The 20,900-nt window shown below is 70.0% G+C and carries 12 protein-coding genes; 6 read left to right on the forward strand and 6 right to left on the reverse strand.

The features are described 5' to 3' along the window. Both BO221_RS15340 and BO221_RS15345 read right to left on the reverse strand, forming a co-directional pair. Positions 1-1,131 (reverse strand): hypothetical protein, encoded by a 1,131-nt coding sequence (locus BO221_RS15340; RefSeq protein ID WP_073561182.1) that lies wholly within the window; start codon positions 1,129-1,131, stop codon positions 1-3. Positions 1,132-1,659: 528 nt separating this feature from the next. Continuing rightward, positions 1,660-3,612, reverse strand: a complete 1,953-nt coding sequence (locus BO221_RS15345) for a trehalase family glycosidase (protein ID WP_083681058.1) — start codon at positions 3,610-3,612, stop codon at positions 1,660-1,662. Positions 3,613-3,850: 238 nt separating this feature from the next. On the opposite strand from BO221_RS15345, the gene BO221_RS15350 reads away from it, so the two are divergent. Further along, on the forward strand, positions 3,851-5,116 hold the full coding sequence (locus tag BO221_RS15350) for a hypothetical protein (protein ID WP_073561183.1): 1,266 nt from the start codon (positions 3,851-3,853) through the stop codon (positions 5,114-5,116). 5 nt (positions 5,117-5,121) lie between these two features. Here BO221_RS15350 and BO221_RS15355 read toward each other — a convergent pair whose 3' ends face one another. Next, positions 5,122-6,507, reverse strand: a complete 1,386-nt coding sequence (locus BO221_RS15355; RefSeq protein WP_073561184.1) for a HEAT repeat domain-containing protein — start codon at positions 6,505-6,507, stop codon at positions 5,122-5,124. Between the two features lie 174 nt (positions 6,508-6,681). Here BO221_RS15355 and BO221_RS54860 point away from each other — a divergent pair, with 174 nt between their 5' ends. Together BO221_RS54860 and BO221_RS15365 are read left to right on the forward strand one after the other, a co-directional pair. Beyond that, entirely contained in the window at positions 6,682-7,341 is a 660-nt protein-coding gene (locus tag BO221_RS54860; RefSeq protein ID WP_073561185.1) for a hypothetical protein, read from the forward strand. 39 nt (positions 7,342-7,380) lie between these two features. Next, the gene (locus BO221_RS15365) at positions 7,381-8,610 is read left to right on the forward strand and encodes a cytochrome P450 (protein WP_073561186.1); all 1,230 of its coding nucleotides are present in this window, start codon (positions 7,381-7,383) and stop codon (positions 8,608-8,610) included. A gap of 20 nt (positions 8,611-8,630) precedes the next feature. Here the strand turns inward: BO221_RS15365 and BO221_RS15370 are convergent, their stop codons facing one another. Genes BO221_RS15370 through BO221_RS15380 form a run of 3 tightly spaced genes read right to left on the reverse strand, consistent with a single transcriptional unit; the run spans position 8,631 to position 11,987 of the window. Further along, positions 8,631-9,290, reverse strand: a complete 660-nt coding sequence (locus BO221_RS15370) for a response regulator transcription factor (protein ID WP_073561187.1) — start codon at positions 9,288-9,290, stop codon at positions 8,631-8,633. Positions 9,291-9,294: 4 nt separating this feature from the next. After that, positions 9,295-11,679 (reverse strand): serine/threonine-protein kinase, encoded by a 2,385-nt coding sequence (locus BO221_RS55460; RefSeq protein ID WP_073561188.1) that lies wholly within the window; start codon positions 11,677-11,679, stop codon positions 9,295-9,297. After that, the gene (locus BO221_RS15380; protein WP_043410020.1) at positions 11,676-11,987 is read right to left on the reverse strand and encodes a hypothetical protein; all 312 of its coding nucleotides are present in this window, start codon (positions 11,985-11,987) and stop codon (positions 11,676-11,678) included. The genes BO221_RS55460 and BO221_RS15380 overlap by 4 nt, the downstream gene beginning before the upstream one ends. An 86-nt stretch (positions 11,988-12,073) precedes the next feature. Here BO221_RS15380 and BO221_RS15385 point away from each other — a divergent pair, with 86 nt between their 5' ends. The 3 genes from BO221_RS15385 to BO221_RS15395 all read left to right on the forward strand — a co-directional run bounded on the left by BO221_RS15385 (position 12,074) and on the right by BO221_RS15395 (position 20,803). Continuing rightward, on the forward strand, positions 12,074-13,786 hold the full coding sequence (locus BO221_RS15385; RefSeq protein WP_073561189.1) for an HAD-IG family 5'-nucleotidase: 1,713 nt from the start codon (positions 12,074-12,076) through the stop codon (positions 13,784-13,786). A 107-nt stretch (positions 13,787-13,893) separates the two neighbouring features. Further along, positions 13,894-14,943, forward strand: coding sequence for a hypothetical protein (locus tag BO221_RS15390; protein ID WP_073561190.1), 1,050 nt, complete (start codon positions 13,894-13,896; stop codon positions 14,941-14,943). Between the two features lie 226 nt (positions 14,944-15,169). Further along, on the forward strand, positions 15,170-20,803 hold the full coding sequence (locus BO221_RS15395) for an Ig-like domain-containing protein (protein ID WP_158079847.1): 5,634 nt from the start codon (positions 15,170-15,172) through the stop codon (positions 20,801-20,803). Positions 20,804-20,900: the final 97 nt, after the last annotated feature.

The following is a 20,900-nucleotide window of genomic DNA, read 5'->3' on the forward strand; positions in this document are numbered from 1 at the left end:
CTATCCGTACCGTTTCGCTGCGGGGTCCGCGTCGATGAGCGCCAGCTCGTCGAGCACTGGAGCACTCTCTCCAAGAGACTCGCGGATCGCGGTCACGATTCCCTGCTGAAGGATGTCCATATCAAAGTCGACGAGCGCCGCGTTCTCGTGGGCGCGCTGTAGGCAACGCGGGTAGAAGGGCACAGGGAAGCCTTCGATCGCGTCCGCCAGCAGGCTGCCGAAGACGACCTGTGCCTCGTTGATCTGCGATTCAAAGAGATCGACTGGCCAGATTGGATCGCGAGGTCGTCCTCCAAACTTCACGAAGAACATCTTGCCGGCGACGAACTTGTTGGCCTCACCGCTCTCAACCTCGCCGCCGCGGGCATACTCGGACCAGACGTACGCGTTCTGCTCCAGCTCTCGCGACACGTCGGCGTAGCAGGGATAGTCGCAGCGCATCGAACCCTCAAGCATCATTGCCAGACGATAGCGCTGCAGCACTTTGCTGTGCTTCGCCACGCCGACGACGTAGATGCTTCGGCGCCTGCGGGTCTTCTGCTCGCGGATGCCCTCGTCGATTCCCTGGCGAAGCTTGGCGAAGAGGGTGCCCGAAAAAACCTTGCTGCGGAGCAGGCCGTCCCAGACGATGACCGTGTCAGTGCCGTAGTCTTTCTCGCGCACGAGCGAGAAGAGAACCGCCCACTCCGTCAGCTCGCGGTAGACCTGCACCCAGCTCGGCGACGGGATCGCCGGTGGCTTCTTGATCATCGGCGAAAGCTCCCAGAGCGTTGAGGCGCCCAGGAACTTCATCATCTTGCCGAGCGCCGTGTGCGCGGTCCCGTCGGTGATGTGGCGCTTCGAAAGCTCAGCGAGGTTCGTCGTCGGCGTGACGACCTCAAGGCAGTACTCGTTGTTGCTCGAGTCCACGACCCGGATGAGCTGTGCCATGAAGGGGTCGAACTCGATCCGGTTGTTGCCGCCGTCCGTGCCTACGAGGGACACTGCGGTGGTCTGCCTGGGCATGATCCGTCGCGCGTCTCCGAGCCCCGAGCGCACTTCCGCGCGCAGATCCTCGAGTAGCTTCCGGTCGGCTACCATCCGCTCCCTGAGTTCCTTGCGCAGCTGCGCCATGCTCTCGGGGTCGATCATTGATCGGTTAGTTTATCAGGGCACTCTGGCAGCAGTAACCAACAGTTCGTGGCAGCGGGAACCAACAGTTCGCTCTCGGCCATTCTCCCAGCGCCTAAGCCCCCGGACATAGATACTGTCCACCCCCAGCATGGGACCGCTGCGGGTGGACGAGGGGCATTAGCGCGCTACCGCCAGCGCCAACTCCGACGTGGACAGAAACCATGTCCGGGGGCTTAGACGATTGAGCGCGTCGAGAGCGTGGGCATCGACGTTACGGACGGCATGTAGATGATTCCCGCGAGGGGGATCTCATCCTGAGCAGAGCGTATGCATGCTCGTAAGCGCCTGAAATCTCAAGCGTCGCCCCAGCATGATGGCCTGCTTCGTCCAGTCCAGCTGCTGGGGTTCCCTCGGAGCGTGCTCAGGATGAGAACCAGACCCGTTCCCGGGCCAGCACCATTCACAAAAGCGGACGCCACACGTAGCGACGCCCGCCCCTTGGGCTCAGCGCGCGTGGCGCTCACAAGAAGTGGCTGCCTCCAGCGGTCACGCGACGGACTGGGTCGCCCGCTTCTTCCGGGAGCGGCCCCGGCCACCCTCATCGCGCGGACCGAGCACCCGGTCGGCGGGCAGGCCCGCGTCGAGCGCCTCGCGCAACCCGGGAGACAGCCCGTCCATCAGCAGCACCACCGAGGCGTTCGTCCAGGCGAAGCCCAGCGTCCGCTCGGACCTGGGTGCCATGAGCGCTCCGCGATCCGCGCCCTGGTTGCCGTACTCGACGGCCACCTCGGCCGACCGCCTCACCACGTCGTACTTCTCCTTGATGAGGCCGTTGTGGCTCCCCGCGATGTCCAGCACCATCGACAGCCAGCGGTAGGCCACCGCGTCCGCCTCGGCGTGGAAGCCGTAACGGCGTAGGCCCTCCACCGCGATGATCTGGTGCGGCGCCCAGCCGAACGGCCAGTCCCACTGCAGATCCTCTCCGCCCGCCGCCTCGCGCGAGGCGCGGCTGCTCGACGTCAGGCCTCCGTCATGCAGGAAGCGCGGAAGCGCCGCGGCCACCATGGCGGCCTCCTCCCTCGAGGCCCAGCCCGTCCACAGCGGATAGAAGGCCGCCAGGCACTCGTAGCGGGAACGGCGCCCGGCCACGAAGTCGTAGTCGAAGAACAGGCCGTGCTCCGCGTCCCAGAAGCGCGTGCGCATGGTGCGCACCCGGGCCCTCGCCGCCCGGGCGTACCGGGCCGCCTTCAACGAGGCCTCTCCTTCCACCTCGCGGAGGATCCCCGCCACGTCCATCTCGTACTGGAACAGCAGCGAGTTGAGGCACACCGGCTCGTGGTGGTGCGTGGCCTTGCCGAAGCGGTGGCACATGTCCCAACCGCTCTCGCGGATGGCCCGGTCATGGCGGTGGAACCCGGCGTCGTCCGGCCGCGCGTCCGCGTAGAACCTCGACAGGTCCTCGGCGTCGGGCCCCTCGGCGTCGTCCTTGTAGCGGGAGAGCCCGCTCGAGGTGCCACGGGGCCCCGTGCGGAAGACAGTCTCGAGCTCCTGCTCGGCCGCCCGGGCCACGCGTTTGAGCAGGCGCCGGTCCGCGCGCACCGCGTGCAGCGCCATCGCCAGCCGGGGCATGAGCGGCGGCTGGGTGCGCGACAGGTGGTAGCTGAGATTCGAGTTGGGAATCTTCCCGTAGTGCTCGATCTCGTAAAGCTGGTTCTCCAGCATGTCCCTCGCGAGCCCGTAGTGGCCGGAGGTCAGGGCGCCGCGAGCGTTGAAGTAGCTGTCCCAGCCGAACATCTGCACGAAGCGGCCACCCGGAACGATGTACGGGCGCGGGAGGTAGAGCATCCCAGGCTGGCGCATGAGCGCTTCCCAGTCCCCGGTAGCGCGAGGCTTCTGGAGCGGCACCATCTCCAGACCGCCGGAGCGCCGGGCCTCGGCGCGCAGCTTCTTCAGGGCCTTGCGGTCGCGCGCGGGCACGTACACGCGCTGCTTGCCATCCGGATCCTTCACCGGCATCACCTGAAGGGCCTTCTTCAGATCCTCGGCGCGATCCGAGCGGCGGACGAGCCCCCGCCAACCGTCGTCGATCAACCGGCGCAGCGTCTGGGTGCGCGGCTCCAGCATCCGCTCCACGGGCAGGCCGATGGCCTCGCCGCGCCCCGCGAGGATCTCCTCGGCGAGCACATCCGCGGCGTGCGAGAGCCGCTCCGCCCCGGCCAGCTCCAGGCGCGCGCCCGGGGCGAGTTCCAAGTCCACCGCGAAGCGCAGTCCACCCTCCCGGGCACGTCCGGCATCCCGGTCCGTGAGGCGGCCGTCACCATCGAGATCCAGCGCCATCAACACCTCGAAGGCGAGGCTCGCGGAGGACGTGGTCGCGGACAGGACCACGGGCGTGTCCAGAGTCCGTGGGGCGCGCTCGCGGGCAATCCGCTGCGACAGCCGGTTCTGAAGGGTGATGGGGGAACGGGAGAAGCGCGAAGACGGCGTCCGGGTGGGCACTCTGTCGACCTTCGGAGAGGAAGCTCCACGCAAAGTACACGAGTCCGTCCCGGCGCCAACATGCACCGCGTGAAGCCCGCCCGCTTCTCCGCCGGACGGACGCCTGAACTCATTTGAGTTCAAACGTCTCAATGCATACACAGCCGGAATGAGGGGGCCACGGACACATGTGAGCACCGCGCGCACTGATTACCCTGGTCTCCGTTCCACCCCGACCCCACACCCTCGGAGACCCACCGTGGACCTCCTTCCGTCGTTCCTCCGTCCCCTCACCACCACCGCACTGCTCCTGGCCGCCGTGGCGTTCGCCCCACCCGCGCGCGCCGACGAGCCCCCTACCCCGCTGGAGGACAACCAGCGCATCACCGAGGGCTACATCGAGATCGCCTATGAGCTGGGCGGACTGCTGGATCCAACGCTCCAGCCTGGCGGAAGCAGCAACGTGCGGCCCAACTGGTTCGTCTTCGCACCGCACGCCTCCCGCACCGGCGGCGAGGGCATGCTCGCCGCGGCCCTCGCGCGGCGGTTGATCGAGACGGCCCGGGGCCAGCCCTCCCTGTCGCTGCTCCACGCGCTCGACCGGCTGGGCCTCGCCGGCACCGTGCGGCTCACCGTGGAGAACCTCTCCCTGGAGCTCATCCTCCGGGGATTGCCCACCGACGCGGCCGCCTCCCTCGCCTCGCTCATCACCGCCATGAATGGCGGGGCGCTCGCTGATCTGCGCACCCTCACCACCACCGCGTCGCGCTTCGCCTCGCTCTACTGGAGCGCGCCGGGCTCCCTCCCGCTCGACAAGGTGGAGTCCGTGGTCATCACCCTGGAGCGCACGCTGCACGAGGGCAACCTCGCCATCTTCACGGACATCGGCGGCTCGGCGCTCCTCTACCTGGACTGGCGCCGGAGCGTCACCGGTGCCATCACCCCCGCGCGCGTGCTGTCGGAGTTCTCCCTCCCGGACGCCGTGCCACAGGAGGCCCAGCTCGCCTACACGTACGCGGTGGCCCACGCGAACGACACGCCCCGGCCCTACCAGTTCGCCAGCATCTTCCCGGGCATGAACTGGAAGAGCCTGCTGGTGGCGGCCTTCGCGCTCTACGAGGAGGCCCGCCTGGCGCCGACTCCGGCCGCGCGCGACGCACTCATCGCCATGGGCAACAACTACGTGGCCTGGCGCGAGCAGCATGACATGGCCCAGCCCGTCTTCAGCCCGGCCGTGGCCTACGCGGACGAGGTGTCCCGCTCCGCGCTGCTGGAGGCCCTCACGCCCCTGCTCAGCACGGACTTCGGCACCCTGAAGTGGAACTACTCCGACTTCGCGTACAGCCAGCCGGACCGGGACGGCAACATCCTCACCTCGCCGCCCACCGAGTACAGCTGGGCCGTCTTCTGGGATCGCTGGACGGGCATCCTCTACGCCTTCGATCAGGCCTACGGCTCGCCCTCGGCGCTCTGGGTGATGCCGGAGCCGATCGTGGATCCCACCGCGGAGCCGTCCGGCACCTGAGCCCGTCAGCCGCTCGAAATTCCGTACTGCGCCAGCAGCTTCTTCCCGGGCTCGCACGCCAGCGGGAGATCCTGGAGGAGCGAGCGGACCTCGGCGGGCGCGGTGCCCAGGAGCACCAGCGCCCGCGCCGCCTCCAGCCGCAGTTCCAGCATGTCCAGCCCGCCCTCGCGGGCCTTCGCGACGAGCGCCGGCAGCGCCACCCGCGCGGGAGCCCCGAGCTCCGCGAGGGCCCGCATCACGTCGAACTTGAACTGGAGATTCGACGCCCCTCGCAGGTCCTCGCCTTGATGCGGATCTCGCTCCTTCTCCTGGAGCACAGGGCCGGGCAGCGTCAGCTGGCGTAGCAACTCCGGCACCGCCTCACCCACCCCGAGCGCCGCCAGGGTGAGCGCCACCTGTCCGCGCGTCCGCTCCGAAAGCATCCCGTCCGCCAGCGCCGCGAGCAGCCCTGGAATGACGGTCTCCGTCGTGGCCCCGCGCGAGGCCAACGCCTGGGCCGAGGCGACGCCTACCTCATCCCAATCGTCCTTCAGCGCCGCCACCAACGCGTCCGCCACTTCGGGCACGCCGGGCGCGAGGACGGCGAGCACCTCCGCGGTCTCCTTCCGGACGAGCTCTTCCTCGTCCGAGCGCAGCGCCTCGAGCAGTACCGGGAGCGCTTCCGCCCGGAGCCCCAGCCTCCCCATCAGGCGGATGGCGTAGGCCCGCCGCACGTGCCCCTTTCCCGTGCACGCCATGTCGAACAGCACCGCCCACAGTCCGGGTGCCTCCGGGTCCTCGCCCAGCATCACGGCCGCGCGTTGGCGCACGGACACCTCCGGATCCTCGAGCAGGCGCCACAGTTCCCGGCGCAACAGCTCGGGGATCGGGAGTCCGCACAGCGAGAGCGCCATCTCCCGCTCCTGGCGCCGTTCGGAGCGCAGGAGCGGAACCAATGCATCGGGCGGGATGCTGGCGGAGCGCAGGGCATGGAGGCACTTGCTGCGCACCATCCAGTCCGGGTCCCTCAACCCCCGGAGCAGACCGGGGATGGCGGCCGGGCGCTCCCGTGCGTCGGCCAGCACGGCGGCGAGATAGCGCACGTCCGGCTCGGGGCTGTCGAGCAGATCCACGATCTCCGCCGGCATCGCCCGGCGCACGGCGGGGGTGGGCTCCACGGCGAAGACCTGGACCAGCCGCTGGATGATCGCCGTGCGCTCGGGTCCGGGTGGATCCATCACCATCCGGAGCACGAGCCAGGCCATGGCCATCGTGTCCTGGCGGATCCGCGCCACCCGCCAGGAGAGCACTCCCTCCAGGCCAGGAGCCATGTCCAGGGGCTCACCGGTCCGGGGGGATAGCTTCCGTCCCAGCCAGGAGAGCAGCGTCTTCAGATCCGGAGACCTCGCCATGCGCGCGGGACAGTCTCCGTCCGCCGCCCGCCCGGAGTCCATCCAGGCAGGCACGGCGGTGGGGGGGAGAAGACCCGAGTCCTCGAACGGACACGCCGCCCCGGCCGGGGTGTCCAGGAGACCCGCACCGGTGGCAAACTGGAGTAGACCCACATCTCTGCTACCGTTCCCTTCATGCTGGCGTCTCCGCCCCCCCGCTTCCGGCTGCTGCTTCCCGCCCTCGTCTGCGCCCTGGTGATCCACGGCGCCTACGGGGTCAGCCGGATGGGGCCCACCGCGTTCGCCGCGTTCGTGCTGCTGGTGCTCGCCATCGCGGCGATGCGTTGGCGCCACGGGGCCCCCCTCGCCTTCCCGGCTCGCGGCGCGCGCGGGAGCGGAGCCCTTCCGGAGCACGCCCTGGCGAGGCTCGCGCATGAGGAACCGTCCCGGCAGTATCCGGCGCAGCGCGGAGCCACCTCCACGTCCTTCCCCCCGCGGCGCACCTTCTGGTCGCGAGTGAAGATCTGGTTCAGCAGCGCGGGCCTGCTGGTGTGCGGACTGTGGTGGATGCTGCTCGGCGCCATGCTCTTCACGCCGGATCCGTCGCCCGCGCTCGATGGCCTCTTCACCAACTCCAGCCTGACACTCATCACCGTGTCCCTGCTGCTGACGGTGCTCTTCGGGGTCATCCTGCGCTCGGGTCTGCGTGGGCCGTCGGATCCGCTCGCGCCGAAGGACTGGCGCCACAAGGACGTGCGGGATCAGCCCTACGTGCCGCACTCCCCTGGCGCCTACCCGAGCGCTCCGCGCCACGGAAAGCGCCACCTGCGGCTGGTACGCGGCAACGCGCCCTGACCTCGACAGTCCAGGGGGTGGCCACTACTGTGCCACGCCATGACTGGCTCCGTTAGCGATCGCAACCTGTTCAGCCCCGACAACCTGCGCAATCCCTACCCGCTCTACAAGGAGTTGCGGGAGCACGATCCGGTCCACTTCGTGGAGCCGATGCAGTCGTGGTTCATCACCCGCCATGACGACGTGATGGAGGGTTTCAGGGATCCGCGCCTGAGCGCCGCCCGAGGGCAGCTCTTCGAGTACCAGCTCCAGGGGGTGGACCCGGACGTCGCCCGGGAGTTCCTGGGGACCATCCAGCATCAGATGTTCATGAAGGATGGCCCGGAGCACGTGCGGCTGCGCCGGCAGACGCTCACGGGCTTCTCCAACCAGAAGCTGGACGACATGCGCCCCACCGTCCACCGCATCATGCGCGAGCTGCTGGACGCGGTGATTCCCCAGGGCCACATGGATCTGCTCAAGGACATCGCCTTCCCGATGCCCGCGCTGGCCCTGGCCGAGATGATCAACGTCCCGCTCGCGGATCGCGCCCGCTTCAAGCGCTGGTCCGAGTACCTGGCCGATTTCAGCGCCCCCGCCGTGGGCGCCAACCCGGTGGAGCTGGCCACCAACGCCAACCAGGCCATGGTGGAGATGAAGCAGATGCTGCTGCCCGTCATCGAGGAGCGCCGCCGCAACCCGGGCACGGACTCGCTCAGCCTGATGCTCCAGGCGGAGGCCGAGGGCCGGATGACCCCGGAGGAGCTGGTGGCCAACATCTGCCTCATCATGTTCGCCGGGCACACCACCACCACTGATCAGCTCTGCAACGGCGTCCATGATCTGCTCACCCACCCCGGCGAGCTCCAGAAGCTGCGGGCGGACATGGGGCTGATGAAGCCGGCGGTGGAGGAGATGCTGCGCTACAACACGGCGGTGCCCTCCATCACCCGCGTGGCCGCCGAGGACTTCGAGTGGCACGGGAAGCGGATCCGCAAGGGCCAGCTCATCTTCCTGGTGATGGCCTCGGCCAACCGGGATCCCTCCGCGTTCCCGGATCCGGACCGATTCGACATCACCCGGGACAGCACGAAGCAGAAGCACGCCTCGTTCGGCTTCGGAGCACACCACTGCATGGGGGCCGGCCTGTCCCGCCGCGAGCTGGAGATCGGCATCACCGTGCTGCTGGAGCGCTTCCCCCAGCTGCGCCTGGACGAGACGCGGCCGCCGAAGCTCAAGTGCCACAGCCTGACCTTCCGCGGCTTCGACTCCCTGCCCCTGCGCTGGTGAGCGCGCGGGAGCCGCGGGGCTCAGAGGTCCACGAGCCCCGCGCGCAGGGCCAGCACCACCGCCTCCACGTGCGAGTTGACGCCCATCTTCCGGTAGATGTGTGAGAGGTGCGTGCGCACCGTGCGCCGCTCCAGCGTCATCACCCGCCCCACCTCGGCGTTGGACAGGCCCTTGGCCACGTAGCGCAGCACGTCGAACTCGGCTGGCGTCAGGCCCCACGGGTTCTGCTTCTCCGCCTCGGGCGGCTTCGCCTGGATCGACTGGAAGTAGTTCCAGAAGCGCCGCGCGATGAGAGGCTCGAGCACCGTGCCCCCCTCCATCACCTCGCGGATGCCCGAGCGGATCTTCTCCGGCCCCACCCGCTTCACCAGGTAGCCCGAGGCCCCCGCTTGAATGGCCTCGTAGACCTTCTGCTCGTCCTCGAAGGACGTGAGGATGAGCACCTCCACCTCGGACGCGCGGCGCTTCACCCGCCGCGTCACCTCGATGCCGTTGAACCCCGGCAACTCCAGGTCCAATAGCACCAGTTGCGGCATCACCCGCACCACCTCCTCCACCGCCTGCTCTCCATCCTGCGCGCTGCCCACCACCTCCAGTTCGGGAAAGCTCCCCAGCACCTTGAGGAGGTTGCGCAGCAGGTTCGGCTGATCCTCGACGACGAAGACGCGGGTCCGGTCCATGGCCTCAGCGATAGGGGGAAGTCTTGAAGATCTGCTCCAGCTTCTTGTGCTCGCCGCGCTCCAGACGCACCTCGAACAGCTCGCGCTGACGCGGAGTACCGATCGTCTCGATGATGATCTCCCGGTTGCCCGGCTTCACCGGATAGCGCACCAGCGGCAGGTTGCGCTTCACCCTCACCCCATCGATGTAGACGCGCGACAGCTGATTGGCGCTGATGGACAGGTACGCGAGGCCGCTCCTGGGCGTCTCCTGGGCCTCATCGGAGGAAGAGGCCTCCACGGGGTCCGGCGGTGCGGTGGGCTTCGACCGCCCGGGCTCGGAAGGCGGCGAATCGGGCATCTGGAGGTACTGCTCCACGGCACCGCTGACCGCGGACACCTTCGGATCCGTATCGAGCTGGGGCCGTTGCGAGAACCGCCATACCGCGAAGGCGAAGCACACCACCCCCACCAGCGCGATGCCACCGGCCACGGCCAGCATCTTCCGCCGGTGCCGCCGATCCGCCAGGAGGTTGCGCTCCTCGGTGAACAGGCGGCGCTGGGCCACCGCCGCCTTCACCTCGGGCGACGTGGGCGGCGGCATGGGGATGTACGAGCGGTCCGGCTCGGCCGCCGGCGGCTGCTCGGACACGTGGCCCCGCACCAGCGACGGAGGAATGCGCGCCCGCGTCTGTGTGCCCTCGGAGGGCGGCTGAGGCATGCGTGCCCTGGCCTGCGTGCCCTCGGAAGGTGGCTGAGGCATGCGCGCCCGCGCCTGCGTTCCCTCGGAGGGTGGCTGAGGCATGCGTGCCCTCGCCTGCGTGCCCTCGGAGGGCTGAGGACGGAGGCGCACCCCCGTCGGTTCGATCTTCGCGGTGTCGATCAGATCGTCCGGATCCACCGGAGCCTTGTGGGGCTCGGGCTGGGGCTCCGGCTCGGGGCGGGAGTAGTCCTCCACCATGCGCAGGCGGGGATTCTTGCCGATGCGCGTGACCTCGCGGGGCGCGGCGCCACCCGGCAACACGGGGGCGCGGCGCGGCTTGGGCGGAGCGGCCCCGGGAGGAGCCACCCACGTCTGCTCGTCATCTCCCGGAGGTTGGGAGCGGCTGGACTCGGTGGCGTCCTTGGGCTCGCCCCGGTCCTTGGGGCCGACCCGGGTGACCTGGGTGCCCTCCTTCAGCCGGGCACGGACCTGGGTGCCGTCCTTACCGAAGTGGGTGACCTCGGCGGCCTCCTCCCTCGGCCCGACGTAGGTGGACTCGAGCACCTCCTTCGCGGCCTCGGCCCCGAGCACCTGGGTGGATTCCAGCAGGGCCCTGTCCAGCATGGGCCCGGGAGCCACGGTGGGCTCGGGCTGGTACTCCTCGAAGGCGGGCGGGGCCTCCATGGTGTCGGCCTCGCTGAGGGCCGGGCTGAACGAGGGCCGCACCACCACGGACTTCTCCAGCGCGTCCGCGCCCACCTCGGCCAGCGACACCCCGGAGATGGGCGTGAGCGTGAAGCGCTCGGAGAACGGCACCGGGCCGAGCGCGGGCCCCGCGGCCATCTCGTTGGGGAAGAGCTCGGACACGAAGCGGCGCGCGTCCTCGGCGCCGGGCAGGCCACCGTTGGTGGACAGGAAGTTGCGCAGCGAGGCGGCGAACTCGGCGCAGGAACGGTAGCGCCGCGAGGGCGTGGCCTCCAGCGCGCGCAGGATGATCGGATCCAACCGCGCGTGGAGGCGGCGATCCAGGCGGCTGGGCGGAGGCAGGCCGGCGCGGCGGGTGCTGACGCCCCCATCGGGGACGACGGCCTCGCGCAGGGTGAGCAGCTCGTAGGCGATGGCGCCGATGGAGTAGATGTCCGAGAGCACGTCCGCCGGCTCTCCCCGGCTCACCTCGGGGGCGCGGTAGGCGCTGCGGCCCCGGCCGGCGAAGGCGCGCTTGAGCTCGGGCACGGACAGGAGCGCCTGGAGCGCCCCGAAGTCGCACACCGAGGGCAGGCCGCCGCGCGAGAGCAGCACGTTGCCCGGGGTGATGGAGCCGTGGATGACACCGGCCGCGTGGGCGCGCTCCACGGACTCGAGCAGCTGGATGATGAGCCACAGCGCGGTGGCCGGAGGGAGGAGGACCTCCTTGGTGTTGAGCCGGTAGAGCGCGATGCCCAGGGAGTGGCCATCAACGGCCTCGCGCACCACGGCGAGCCGCTGCTTGACGAAGCCCATGTCGAGGACGGGGACGATGCCCTCGGGGTTGAGCGGATTGAGGACGCTGTAGACGCCGGCGAGCACGGTGGCGTAGCGCGGGTCGGACGTCTTGGGGAGGAAGAGCTTGATGACGACCCGGTGCCCACCGGGCTCCTGGACGGCCTCGTACAGCTCGGCGAGATCTCCGGCCTCGACGCGGCCGGTCAACCGGTAGGCGGTGCTCATCCCTTCCTCTTCCGGGACCGGACGGCGTCGAACTGGAACCCACACCAGACGCACGCCTCGCCCTTGCGCCCGGGGGGCAGCTCCAGTGTACAGCCCGGGCAGCGTGGCTGGGGCCGATTGCTCGTCCGGGGAGCGGCCGTCTTTTGACGCACCGGGCCCACCGGGACACGGACGCGCCGCGCCACGGCGCCGCCGCGCACCCGGACCTCGAGCTGGCGGACACGGTCCTCCAGGGCCTCGATGCGGGCGGCGAGCCGCGCGTGGAGCTCGGCGTCGGACGGGGGGGAACGTCGGGCGGGCGATCTCATTGCGGACCCGCGAGCGTGCCATGCCCGCTCGCAACCCCGCAAGGTGGACAATCCGTATGAATGGTGGCCCGTGAGGGTCGCGTGTTATGTCTTGCTGTCCAGTGGCACAGAAACTCTCACCGACCGGACCCATCCCGGGGAGCCCGACGACCGCGGATCCCCTTCACGGCAGCTTCCGCTCCTCGCTCAACCGGGCCAATGCCGAGCAGGCCGAGCGCCGAGCCGAGCAGCTCTTCGCCGACACCGAGCTCGCCCGCCTGCTGAGCATCCCCCGAGCGCCTCTACGCCAGGTGCCCCGCGCGCGCGACATCTTCGTCAACCGCAACCTGCGCATGGCCAGTGTCGACCTCATCGGCTTCGACATGGACTACACGCTGGCCATCTACCACATGCGCCGGCTGGAGCAGCTCGCCTATGACATGACGCTCGCGAAGCTGGTGAGCGAGCGGGGCTACCCCACGGCCATCGGCCAGCTGCAGTACGACCACCACTTCGTGATGCGCGGGCTGGCGGTCGACAAGGCGAACGGCAACCTGCTGAAGATGGACCGTTTCGGCTACGTGGGGCGGGCCTGGCACGGGCTGCGGCCGTTGGATCGCGAGGTGTGGAAGAAGCTGTACCGCAACCAGCGGGTGAAGCTGAAGGATCCGCGGTTCGCGTGGATCGACACGCTCTTCGCCCTGCCGGAGGCGTGGCTCTTCGCGGGCATCATCGAGCTGCTGGAGTCGCTGGGCCACCGGGTGGACTACGGCAAGCTGTATGACGACATCCGGGACGCCATCGACACGGTGCACCGGGACAACTCGCTCAAGCGCGAGGTGCGCAAGGAGCTGGAGCGCTACATCTTCCAGGATCCGGAGCTGGGCCCGGCGTTGCACAAGCTGCGCTCGGGAGGCAAGCGGCTGTTCCTGCTGACGAACTCGGCGTGGGACTACACGGACGCGGTGATGCGCTACCTGCTGGACGGGCAGTTGGCGGAGTACCCGAGCTGGCGCAACTACTTCGACTACATCGTGACGCTGGCGGCCAAGCCGGCGTTCTTCTCCGAGCAGCGGCCCTTCCTGGAGCTGGAGACGGCGGGGCCCGGCGAGGAGGCGCGGGTGGTGGGCGAGGCCACGAGCGTGGAGCGCGGCAAGGTGTACCAGGGCGGCAACCTCATCCAGTTCGAGCAGCAGACGGGCCATGCGGGCGAGTGCGTGCTGTACGTGGGCGATCACATCTTCGGGGACATCCTGAAGTCGAAGAAGTCCTCGCTGTGGCGCACGTGCATGGTGGTGCAGGAGATCGAGGACGAGATCACCTACACGGACGGCCAGCGGGAGCGGATCCTGCGGTTGTCCAACGTGGAGCTGGCGCGGGAGCGGCTGGACGACGAGGTGGCGCACCACAAGGGCCAGCTGAACATGCTGGACCGGAAGCTGGAGCGCGGAGACCTGGGGCCGGAGGAGACAGCGCGGGCGGAGGAGGAGCGGCGGAGGGTGAAGGCGGAGCTGGACAAGCTGCGCTGGGCGCTGAGGGAGGCGACGGAGATCGCGGACACGCTGGAGTGCGAGGTGGAGGAAGGCTTCAACCCGTACTGGGGCCTGCTGTTCAAGGAGGGTCACGAGAACAGCCGGTTCGGCGAGCAGGTGGAGCGTTACGCGTGTCTGTACACGAGCCGGGTGTCGAACTTCCTGCACGACTCGCCGATGCAGTACTACCGCTCGCCGAGAGAGCTGATGCCGCACGAGCACGCGGGCGCATGGACGGCGAAGCTATCGCCGGTGGGCAGCGAGGGACCGCCGAAGGGCGATCCCTGAGCCCTCCGAGCATCCACTCCCCGCCCCCCTTCCCCACCCGCCGCAACCACCCCTCTCCCCTCGGGAGAGGGACGGGGTGAGGGTATCGATCATCCCAGGTTGAACCCATGTCCACTGGCCGTTCGCCCCGTCTCTCCCGCTGTGCCTGGCGTGGGCCCCTGCTCGGGCTGCTACTCACGAGCTTCGTGAGCACCGCGGCCCCAGGAGAGCAGGCCGAGGAGGACCGCCGATGCCCGTCCGAGGACAGGCGGTGGTTCGCGCTCGCCCAGCTGACGCCCGCGGAGTTCGAGCAGCGGGTGGCCCAGGTGGGCTGCGGCAAGGTTCCCTGGGAGGCCAACGTGCATTGCGACGATCCACTCGGCTTCCGGAGCGCGGGGAGCCGGCTGGAGGAGCACTTCGGTTGGATCGCCCGCCGCTGTCCGAAGGAGGCGTGGACACTGCTCACCTGGGAGGAGGCGCATCTGACTCCCGGGCTCGCCGAGCAGGCGCTGTCGCCCGAGCAGCTCCGCCGGTTCCGCTTCCAGGGCAACCCCGAGTGGGTGCTCGGAAAGCTGATCGCCAGCTGGGAGCACAGAGCCTCCCTCACGCCGGAGGTCGCGCGGGTGGTGGCCCGTGCGGTGGCGCGCGAGTTGACGGGCGAAACGGTCCGGGGAACCTGGATCGTGCGAAGACTGGCGAGGCTGAAGCTCCCTCCCGATGAGCTCCGGGAGACGGTGGCGCCGCTGCTCGCGAGTGCGAAGCCCCAGGTGAGAACGGCCACGGCGGCGGTGCTCGCGAGGATCGGGGCCGGGGAGATTCCGCGTCCGGTGGCGCTGGCCTGTGCCCGGGAGCACGAGGCTCTCACCACGTGTGTCCGGGACGCGATCCGCGCCGTGGGGCCACGTCCGGGCACTTCGCATGGCCTCACCATCGTCGCTCCGGGTTCGGATCCCTTCTACGGCAAGGGCCCTCCCACCGAGGCTTTCTGGTGCGAGCTCATGAACTCGCGCCTCGAAGCATGTGAATGGAATCCCTGCACAGGGAAACCCCTTACAGACAAGGCCCTGTCTCGACTGGCCACCGCGGCGGGCATCTCCCTGGCGGAGATTCCGGAGCCGCCCCGTCCCTGCGCCCGGAAGGCCGGCTTCCTCCAGGAATATGACCCGCTGCCCTTATGACCCGCACTTCCCGCGCGATTGAGCCGTTACGGCCGTCCATGCTCTGCTAGTGGCAAGACAGCGGCTCACTCGCTGGGAGCTCTTCTTCCGCGTGGGCCACTGATGAGGGGGAAATTCAATGAGTCACATCCACGGCGGAGGGAGAGGGTCCCTCCATGTCTGGCGTCTCATTCTGTTGAGCACGCTGTTGGGGTGCATGGCGTGTGGACAGCCAGAGGCCGGCGGAGTGGCGGTCGGACAGCCACGAGAGTTCCAGCAAGCACGAGGGCTCCAGGCGCCCTCCCCTGTCCGGCTGCCCGAGCCTCCAGCGCGAGCCCCCGCGGTACGGGCCTGGAGGGAGACGCCGAGCGAGGACAACGCCCTGCGGCTGGCGGAGGCCTACTTCCCCGAGTTCTCCGAGGGCCTGGACGCCGAGGCCCGGCAAGTCCCCGTCCCTTCCGCCGCGGCGCTGCGCGTGAAGCTGGCGGACCGGGAGGATGGAGAGCTGGAGCTCGCCACCCGGGGCTACGTCTTCCGGGTGAAGCCCCAGGGAGACAGCGCGGCCACGGCGTCGCGGCGAGCCCGGGGAGCCACCTTCTACGGACCGGACCACTTCTGGAAGATGGTGGGCGAGCAGCGGGTGGAGGAGTTCGTGGTGATGCGGGCGGGCGCCTCGGCGTACCGGGCCTCGTTCGAGGTGGAGGTGCCCGAGGGCATCCCCACGGTACGGGACGCGGGCGAGTACCTCGAGTTCCTCGACGGCCATGAGGTGCCGGTGGTGCGGATGCACTACCCGGTGGCCCGGGACGAGGCCGGGCGCGGACGGCAGGGCAAGGTGCGGCTGTGGGGAGCCACGCCCCAGGGAAGTGGTGGGCCCGGCAACCCGCCGCGGCTGACGTTGGCGAGCCGGACGTTGAAGGTGGCGCTGGAGTTGGGGCTGGAGGGGCTGGAGGGCACGGTGGTGGTGGATCCGGGCTGGAGCTCCACGGGCTCGATGGCCACGTCCCGCTACCGGCACACGGTGCAGCTCCTGCTCAACGGCAAGTTGCTCGCGGCGGGAGGCCTCGATTCCGGGGGCTATCCCCTCTCCAGCGCGGAGCTCCATGATCCGGAGACGGGCACCTGGAGCGCCACGAGCGCCCTGCCCAGGGCCCGCTCCGATCACACGGCGACGCCACTGCGCAACGGCAAGGTGTTGGTCGCTGGTGGGTATCCGGCGTACCCCGGCCCCTCCCTCGACAACGCGGAGCTGTACGACCCGGCCACGGACACCTGGAGCCCCACCGCCACGCTGGGTATCCGGCGCTACAGCCACACGGCCACGCTGCTGCCCGACGGCAAGGTGCTCGTCGTGGGAGGCAATAGCGACTTCGCTGGCCCCACCGTCGCCAGCGCGGAGCTGTATGACCCGGCGACGGGCACCTGGAGCCCTACGGGCTCCCTGAGTGCCGGGCGCTACGGGCACACAGCCACGCTACTGCCCAACGGCAAGGTGCTCGTGGCCGGTGGGTTGCCGAGGGGCGCCAGCACCGACCGCGCCGAGCTGTACGATCCAGCCACGGGCACCTTCAGCACCGCGGGCTACCTGATCACCCGGCGCTCCGGGCACACAGCCACGCTGCTGCCCACGGGCAGGGTGCTGATTGCGGGGGGACACAACGGGAGCAGCACCCTGATGAACGCGGAGCTGTACAACCCGGCCGCGGGCACCTTCAGCACCGCGGGTTCCATGTTCGCCAGCCGCCAGCACCATGCGGCGACGCTGCTGCCGGATGGAAAGGTGCTGGTGGTGAGCGGGTACAGCGAGGGATGGCGCGTCAACGATTCGGCGCTGTACAACCCGGCCACGGGCATGTGGAGCAGCACGAACGCACTGCCCTCCCCGCGCTACGGCCATGCGGCGACGCTGCTGCCCGATGGCGAGGTGCTGGTGAGCGGAGGATCCGGTTCGACGATCGCCAACCCGGAACGCTATTCCGCGGTGACGGGGAGCTGGCGCGCCACGGGCCCGCTGGCCGCCACCCGCCAGAACCACACGACGACGCTGCTCCCCTCGGGCAAGGTGCTCGTGGCGGGTGGGCGCAACGCCTCGGGCCCCTTGTCCAGCGTGGAGCTGTATGACCCGGTGGCGGGCACCTGGCGCACCACCGGAGCGCTGGCCACGGCCCGCTCCCACCACACGGCGACGCTGCTGCCCTCGGGCAAGGTGCTCGTGGCGGGTGGCGAGGGGACGAGCGGCCTGCTCACCAGCGCGGAGCTGTATGACCCGGCGACGGGCACCTGGAGCACCACGGGCTCCCTGGCCACGGCCCGCGGCGCCCATGTGGCGACGCTGCTGCCCTCGGGCAAGCTGCTGGTGACGGGAGGCGATGGCGCCACGGGCGTGCTGCGCGGCGCCGAGCTGTACGCTCCCGCGGCCGGCACCTGGAGCACCACGGGCTCCCTGGCCAGGGGGCGCGCCCGTCATACCGCCACGCTGCTGCCCTCGGGCGAGGTGCTCGTCGCGGGAGGCATGGGCTCCTCGTCGCTGCCGCTGGGCAGCGCGGAGCTGTATGAGCCGGTGTCGGGCACCTTCAGAGGGACCGGCATACCGGCGGCCGAGCGGACCGATCACACGGCGACGCTGCTGGCCTCGGGCAGGGTGCTGCTGACCGGCGGAAGTAGCACCTCGGGTCCCCTGGCCAGCGCGGAGCTGTACGATCCCGAGAAGGGCTCCTTCAGCGCCACGGGCTCGCTGGCCCTCGCTCGCACCCGTCACGTGGCGATCCCGTTGTCCACGGGTCAGGTGCTGGTGGCCGCGGGCCAGGGAACCTCGGGCCGCCTGGCCAGCGTCGAGGTCTACGAGCCGAGCGCCGGCACCTTCAGCACCGTGGGTCCGTTGGCGGCGGCGCGCATGGACGCCTCGGTGGTGCCGCTGCCCGGGGGCAAGGTGCTCATGACGGGCGGGGCCTCGGCGACGGGCGCGCTGGCCAGCGCCGAGGTGTACGAGGAATGGGGCGCCCCCGACGCGTGGCGGCCCGTGGTGACGACGCCCCCCTCCTCCCTCCTGACGGGGAGCCTCTTCACCGTGAGCGGGAGCGGGTTCCTGGGAATCTCCGAGGCCAGCGGTGGCAACACCATGAGCTCCGCCGCCAACCTCCCCTTCGTCTCGTTCACCGCGTTGGAAGGCGGGATGCGGACCCGGGCGATGGTGCTCGGGTACTCGAACACCTCGGTCGAGGTGAAGGTGCCCCCGGCGCTGGTGGATGGCTACTACCTGCTGCGGGTGACGACCCAGGCGCTCTCCGGGGGCGCGGTGGTCTTCGTCGATGGGCCTCCGCCCACGCCCGTGCTGACGGCCCCGGCGGCGTTCGTCAACACCCCGACGCCCACCCTCGCGGGGACGGCGGAGCCGGGAAGCACGGTGACGGTGTCGCTGGAGGGGATGCCCGTGGGCACGGTGACCGCCGATGCCCTGGGCGTCTGGAGCCTCGTGGTGGGCACACCGTTGTCCGAGGGGCCCTACACGGCCACGGCCATCGCGGTGGATGGGACGGGCAACGCCAGTCCTGTGTCCGCCCCCCGCTCCTTCACGGTGGACACGACGGCGCCCGAGGCCCCCGTGCTCACGGCTCCGGCCGCGCTCGTCACCAGCACCAGGCCCACCATCGCCGGCACCGCCGAGCCCTACGGCAGGGTCACGGTGAGGCTGAATGGATCAGCCGTGTTGGGCACGGTGACGGCCGATGCCTCGGGCAACTGGAGTCTCATCCCCCCCGTGATCCTGAGCCAGGATACGCACACCACCACCGCCACCGTCACGGATCGCGCGGGCAACACCAGCGTGTCTTCCCCCGTGCGTTCCTTCACGGTGGACAGCCTGGCCCCGGCGACCCCCTCGATCGGGACTCCGGGCACGCACGCCGGTACGACGACGCCCACCTACTCGGGCAGCGCGGAAGCCCACACCACCGTGACGGTGACGGTGGATGACAAGCCAGTGGGCACGACACCGGCCAATGCCTCGGGAAACTGGAGCTTCACCCAGGCATCCCCCCTGAGTCAGGGCGTGCACGAAGTCAGGGCCACGGCCACGGACGCGGCGGGCAACACCAGCGACGCCACCTTCCGCACCTTCATCGTGGACACCGTGGCCCCGGCGGCCCCCGTGTTCACGGCCCCGGCGGCCTTCGTCAACACGACGACGCCCACCCTCTCGGGCACTGCGGAAGCCGGCAGCACCGTGGCGGTGAGACTGAATGGAGGCACGCCGGCGAACGTGACCACCGATGCCTCGGGCAACTGGAGCTTCACCCCAGCCTCTCCCCTGGATCAGGGGGCACACACCGCCACGGCCACCGCCACCGACGCGGCGGGAAACACCAGCGGCTCCGCCTCTCGCTCCTTCACCGTGGACAGTGTGGCCCCAGAGGCCCCCGTGCTCTCGGATCCGGGGACCTTCGTCAACACGGCGACGCCCACCCTCTCGGGCTTCGCGGAGGCCGGCAGCACCGTGACGGTGAAGGTGGATGGGTCGCCGGTGGGGACGGTGACGGCCAATGGCTCGGGGACGTGGAACCTCACCCTCACCTCTCCTCTGGGTGAGGGAGCGCACACCGCTATCGCCACCGCCACCGACGCCACGGGCAACACGAGCGGGTCTTCCACCGCGCGCACCTTCACGGTGGACACGACGGCGCCCACGGCCCCCGTGCTCACGGCTCCGGCCGCGGTCGTCACTACGACGAGACCCCTCATCTCGGGCACCGCCGAGCCCGGCAGCACCGTGGCGGTGATGGTGGGTGGGTCGCCGGTGGGCACGGCAATGGCCGATGCCTCGGGAGCGTGGAGCCTCACCCTCACCTCTCCCCTGGGCGAGGGAGCGCACACGGCCACCGCCACCGCCACCGACGCGGCGGGCAACACCAGCGGGCCGTCCACAGCACGTACCTTCACCGTGGACAGTGAGGCCCCCGCGGCCCCCGTGCTCTCGGCTCCGGCCACGCTCGTCACCACCCCCACGCCCGTCATCTCGGGTACAGCGGAACCCGGCAACACGGTGACGCTGGAGGTGGATGGGACGCCGAGCGGGACGGTCACCGCCGACGCCTCGGGAAACTGGAGCTTCACTCCGGCCTCTCCCCTGCTCGAGGGAACGCACTCCGCCACCGCCACCGCCACCGACCGCGCGGGCAACACCAGCGCTTCTTCCCCCGCGCGCACCTTCACGGTGGACACGGTGGCGCCCGCGGCTCCCGTGCTCACGGCTCCGGCCGCGCTCGTCACCACCTCCACGCCCGCCATCTCAGGCACCGCGGAGGCCGGTGACATGGTGGAGGTGAGGGTTGACGGAGTACCGGTGGGAACGGTGCCGGTCCATGACTCGGGGACGTGGACCCTCATCGCTACCCTGGGTGAGGGAGCGCACACCGTCACCGCCACCGTCACCGATCGCGCGGGCAACACCAGCGGGCCGTCCTCCGCGCGCACCTTCACGGTGGACACGCGGGCCCCGCTTCCGCCCGAGGTGGTGACACCTGCCGAGGGCTCGGCCGTGACGCCCGGCGAGCAGGTCTTCTCGGGAACCGCCGAGCCCGGCAGCACGGTGATGGTGAGCGTGGATGGACTCCACGCCGGAACGGCCATCGCGGATCCGTCGGGCCAGTGGAGCGTCAACCCGGACTACGCGCTGGCACAGGGGCGGCACACGGTGACGGCCACGGCCACGGATGCGGCGGGCCACACCAGCCCGGCCTCCAGCCCGCGTGCATTCACGGTGGATCTCGAGGTGGAGACCCAGGGCTGTGGCTGTGCCTCGTCTCCCGCGGGAGGGATGGCGCCGCCGCTGGGCCTTCTGGCCCTGTGGTTCTGGAGCCGCCGCCGCCGTCTCTCCTGGCTGTAAAGGGAGGGTCCGGGCGCACAAGGGGATGCGCCCGGATTTCCCTCGGATTATCCATGGGTGCGCCGCCAGGGTTTTCCCCCTCTCCCTGGAGGGCTCC

It is taken from the genome of Archangium sp. Cb G35 (assembly GCF_001896145.1).
In the GTDB taxonomy this organism is placed as follows: Bacteria; Myxococcota; Myxococcia; order Myxococcales; family Myxococcaceae; genus Archangium; species Archangium violaceum.

What these genes read in the sequence shown, in the direction of transcription:
- BO221_RS15385 (WP_073561189.1), top strand. Translation starts at nt 12,074, where the DNA reads ATGTCTTGCTGTCCAGTGGCACAGAAACTCTCACCGACCGGACCCATC.
- BO221_RS15365 (WP_073561186.1), top strand. Translation starts at nt 7,381, where the DNA reads ATGACTGGCTCCGTTAGCGATCGCAACCTGTTCAGCCCCGACAACCTG.
- BO221_RS15380 (WP_043410020.1), bottom strand. Translation starts at nt 11,987, where the DNA reads ATGAGATCGCCCGCCCGACGTTCCCCCCCGTCCGACGCCGAGCTCCAC.
- BO221_RS15355 (WP_073561184.1), bottom strand. Translation starts at nt 6,507, where the DNA reads ATGGCGAGGTCTCCGGATCTGAAGACGCTGCTCTCCTGGCTGGGACGG.
- BO221_RS15340 (WP_073561182.1), bottom strand. Translation starts at nt 1,131, where the DNA reads ATGATCGACCCCGAGAGCATGGCGCAGCTGCGCAAGGAACTCAGGGAG.
- BO221_RS15390 (WP_073561190.1), top strand. Translation starts at nt 13,894, where the DNA reads ATGTCCACTGGCCGTTCGCCCCGTCTCTCCCGCTGTGCCTGGCGTGGG.
- BO221_RS55460 (WP_073561188.1), bottom strand. Translation starts at nt 11,679, where the DNA reads ATGAGCACCGCCTACCGGTTGACCGGCCGCGTCGAGGCCGGAGATCTC.
- BO221_RS54860 (WP_073561185.1), top strand. Translation starts at nt 6,682, where the DNA reads ATGCTGGCGTCTCCGCCCCCCCGCTTCCGGCTGCTGCTTCCCGCCCTC.
- BO221_RS15370 (WP_073561187.1), bottom strand. Translation starts at nt 9,290, where the DNA reads ATGGACCGGACCCGCGTCTTCGTCGTCGAGGATCAGCCGAACCTGCTG.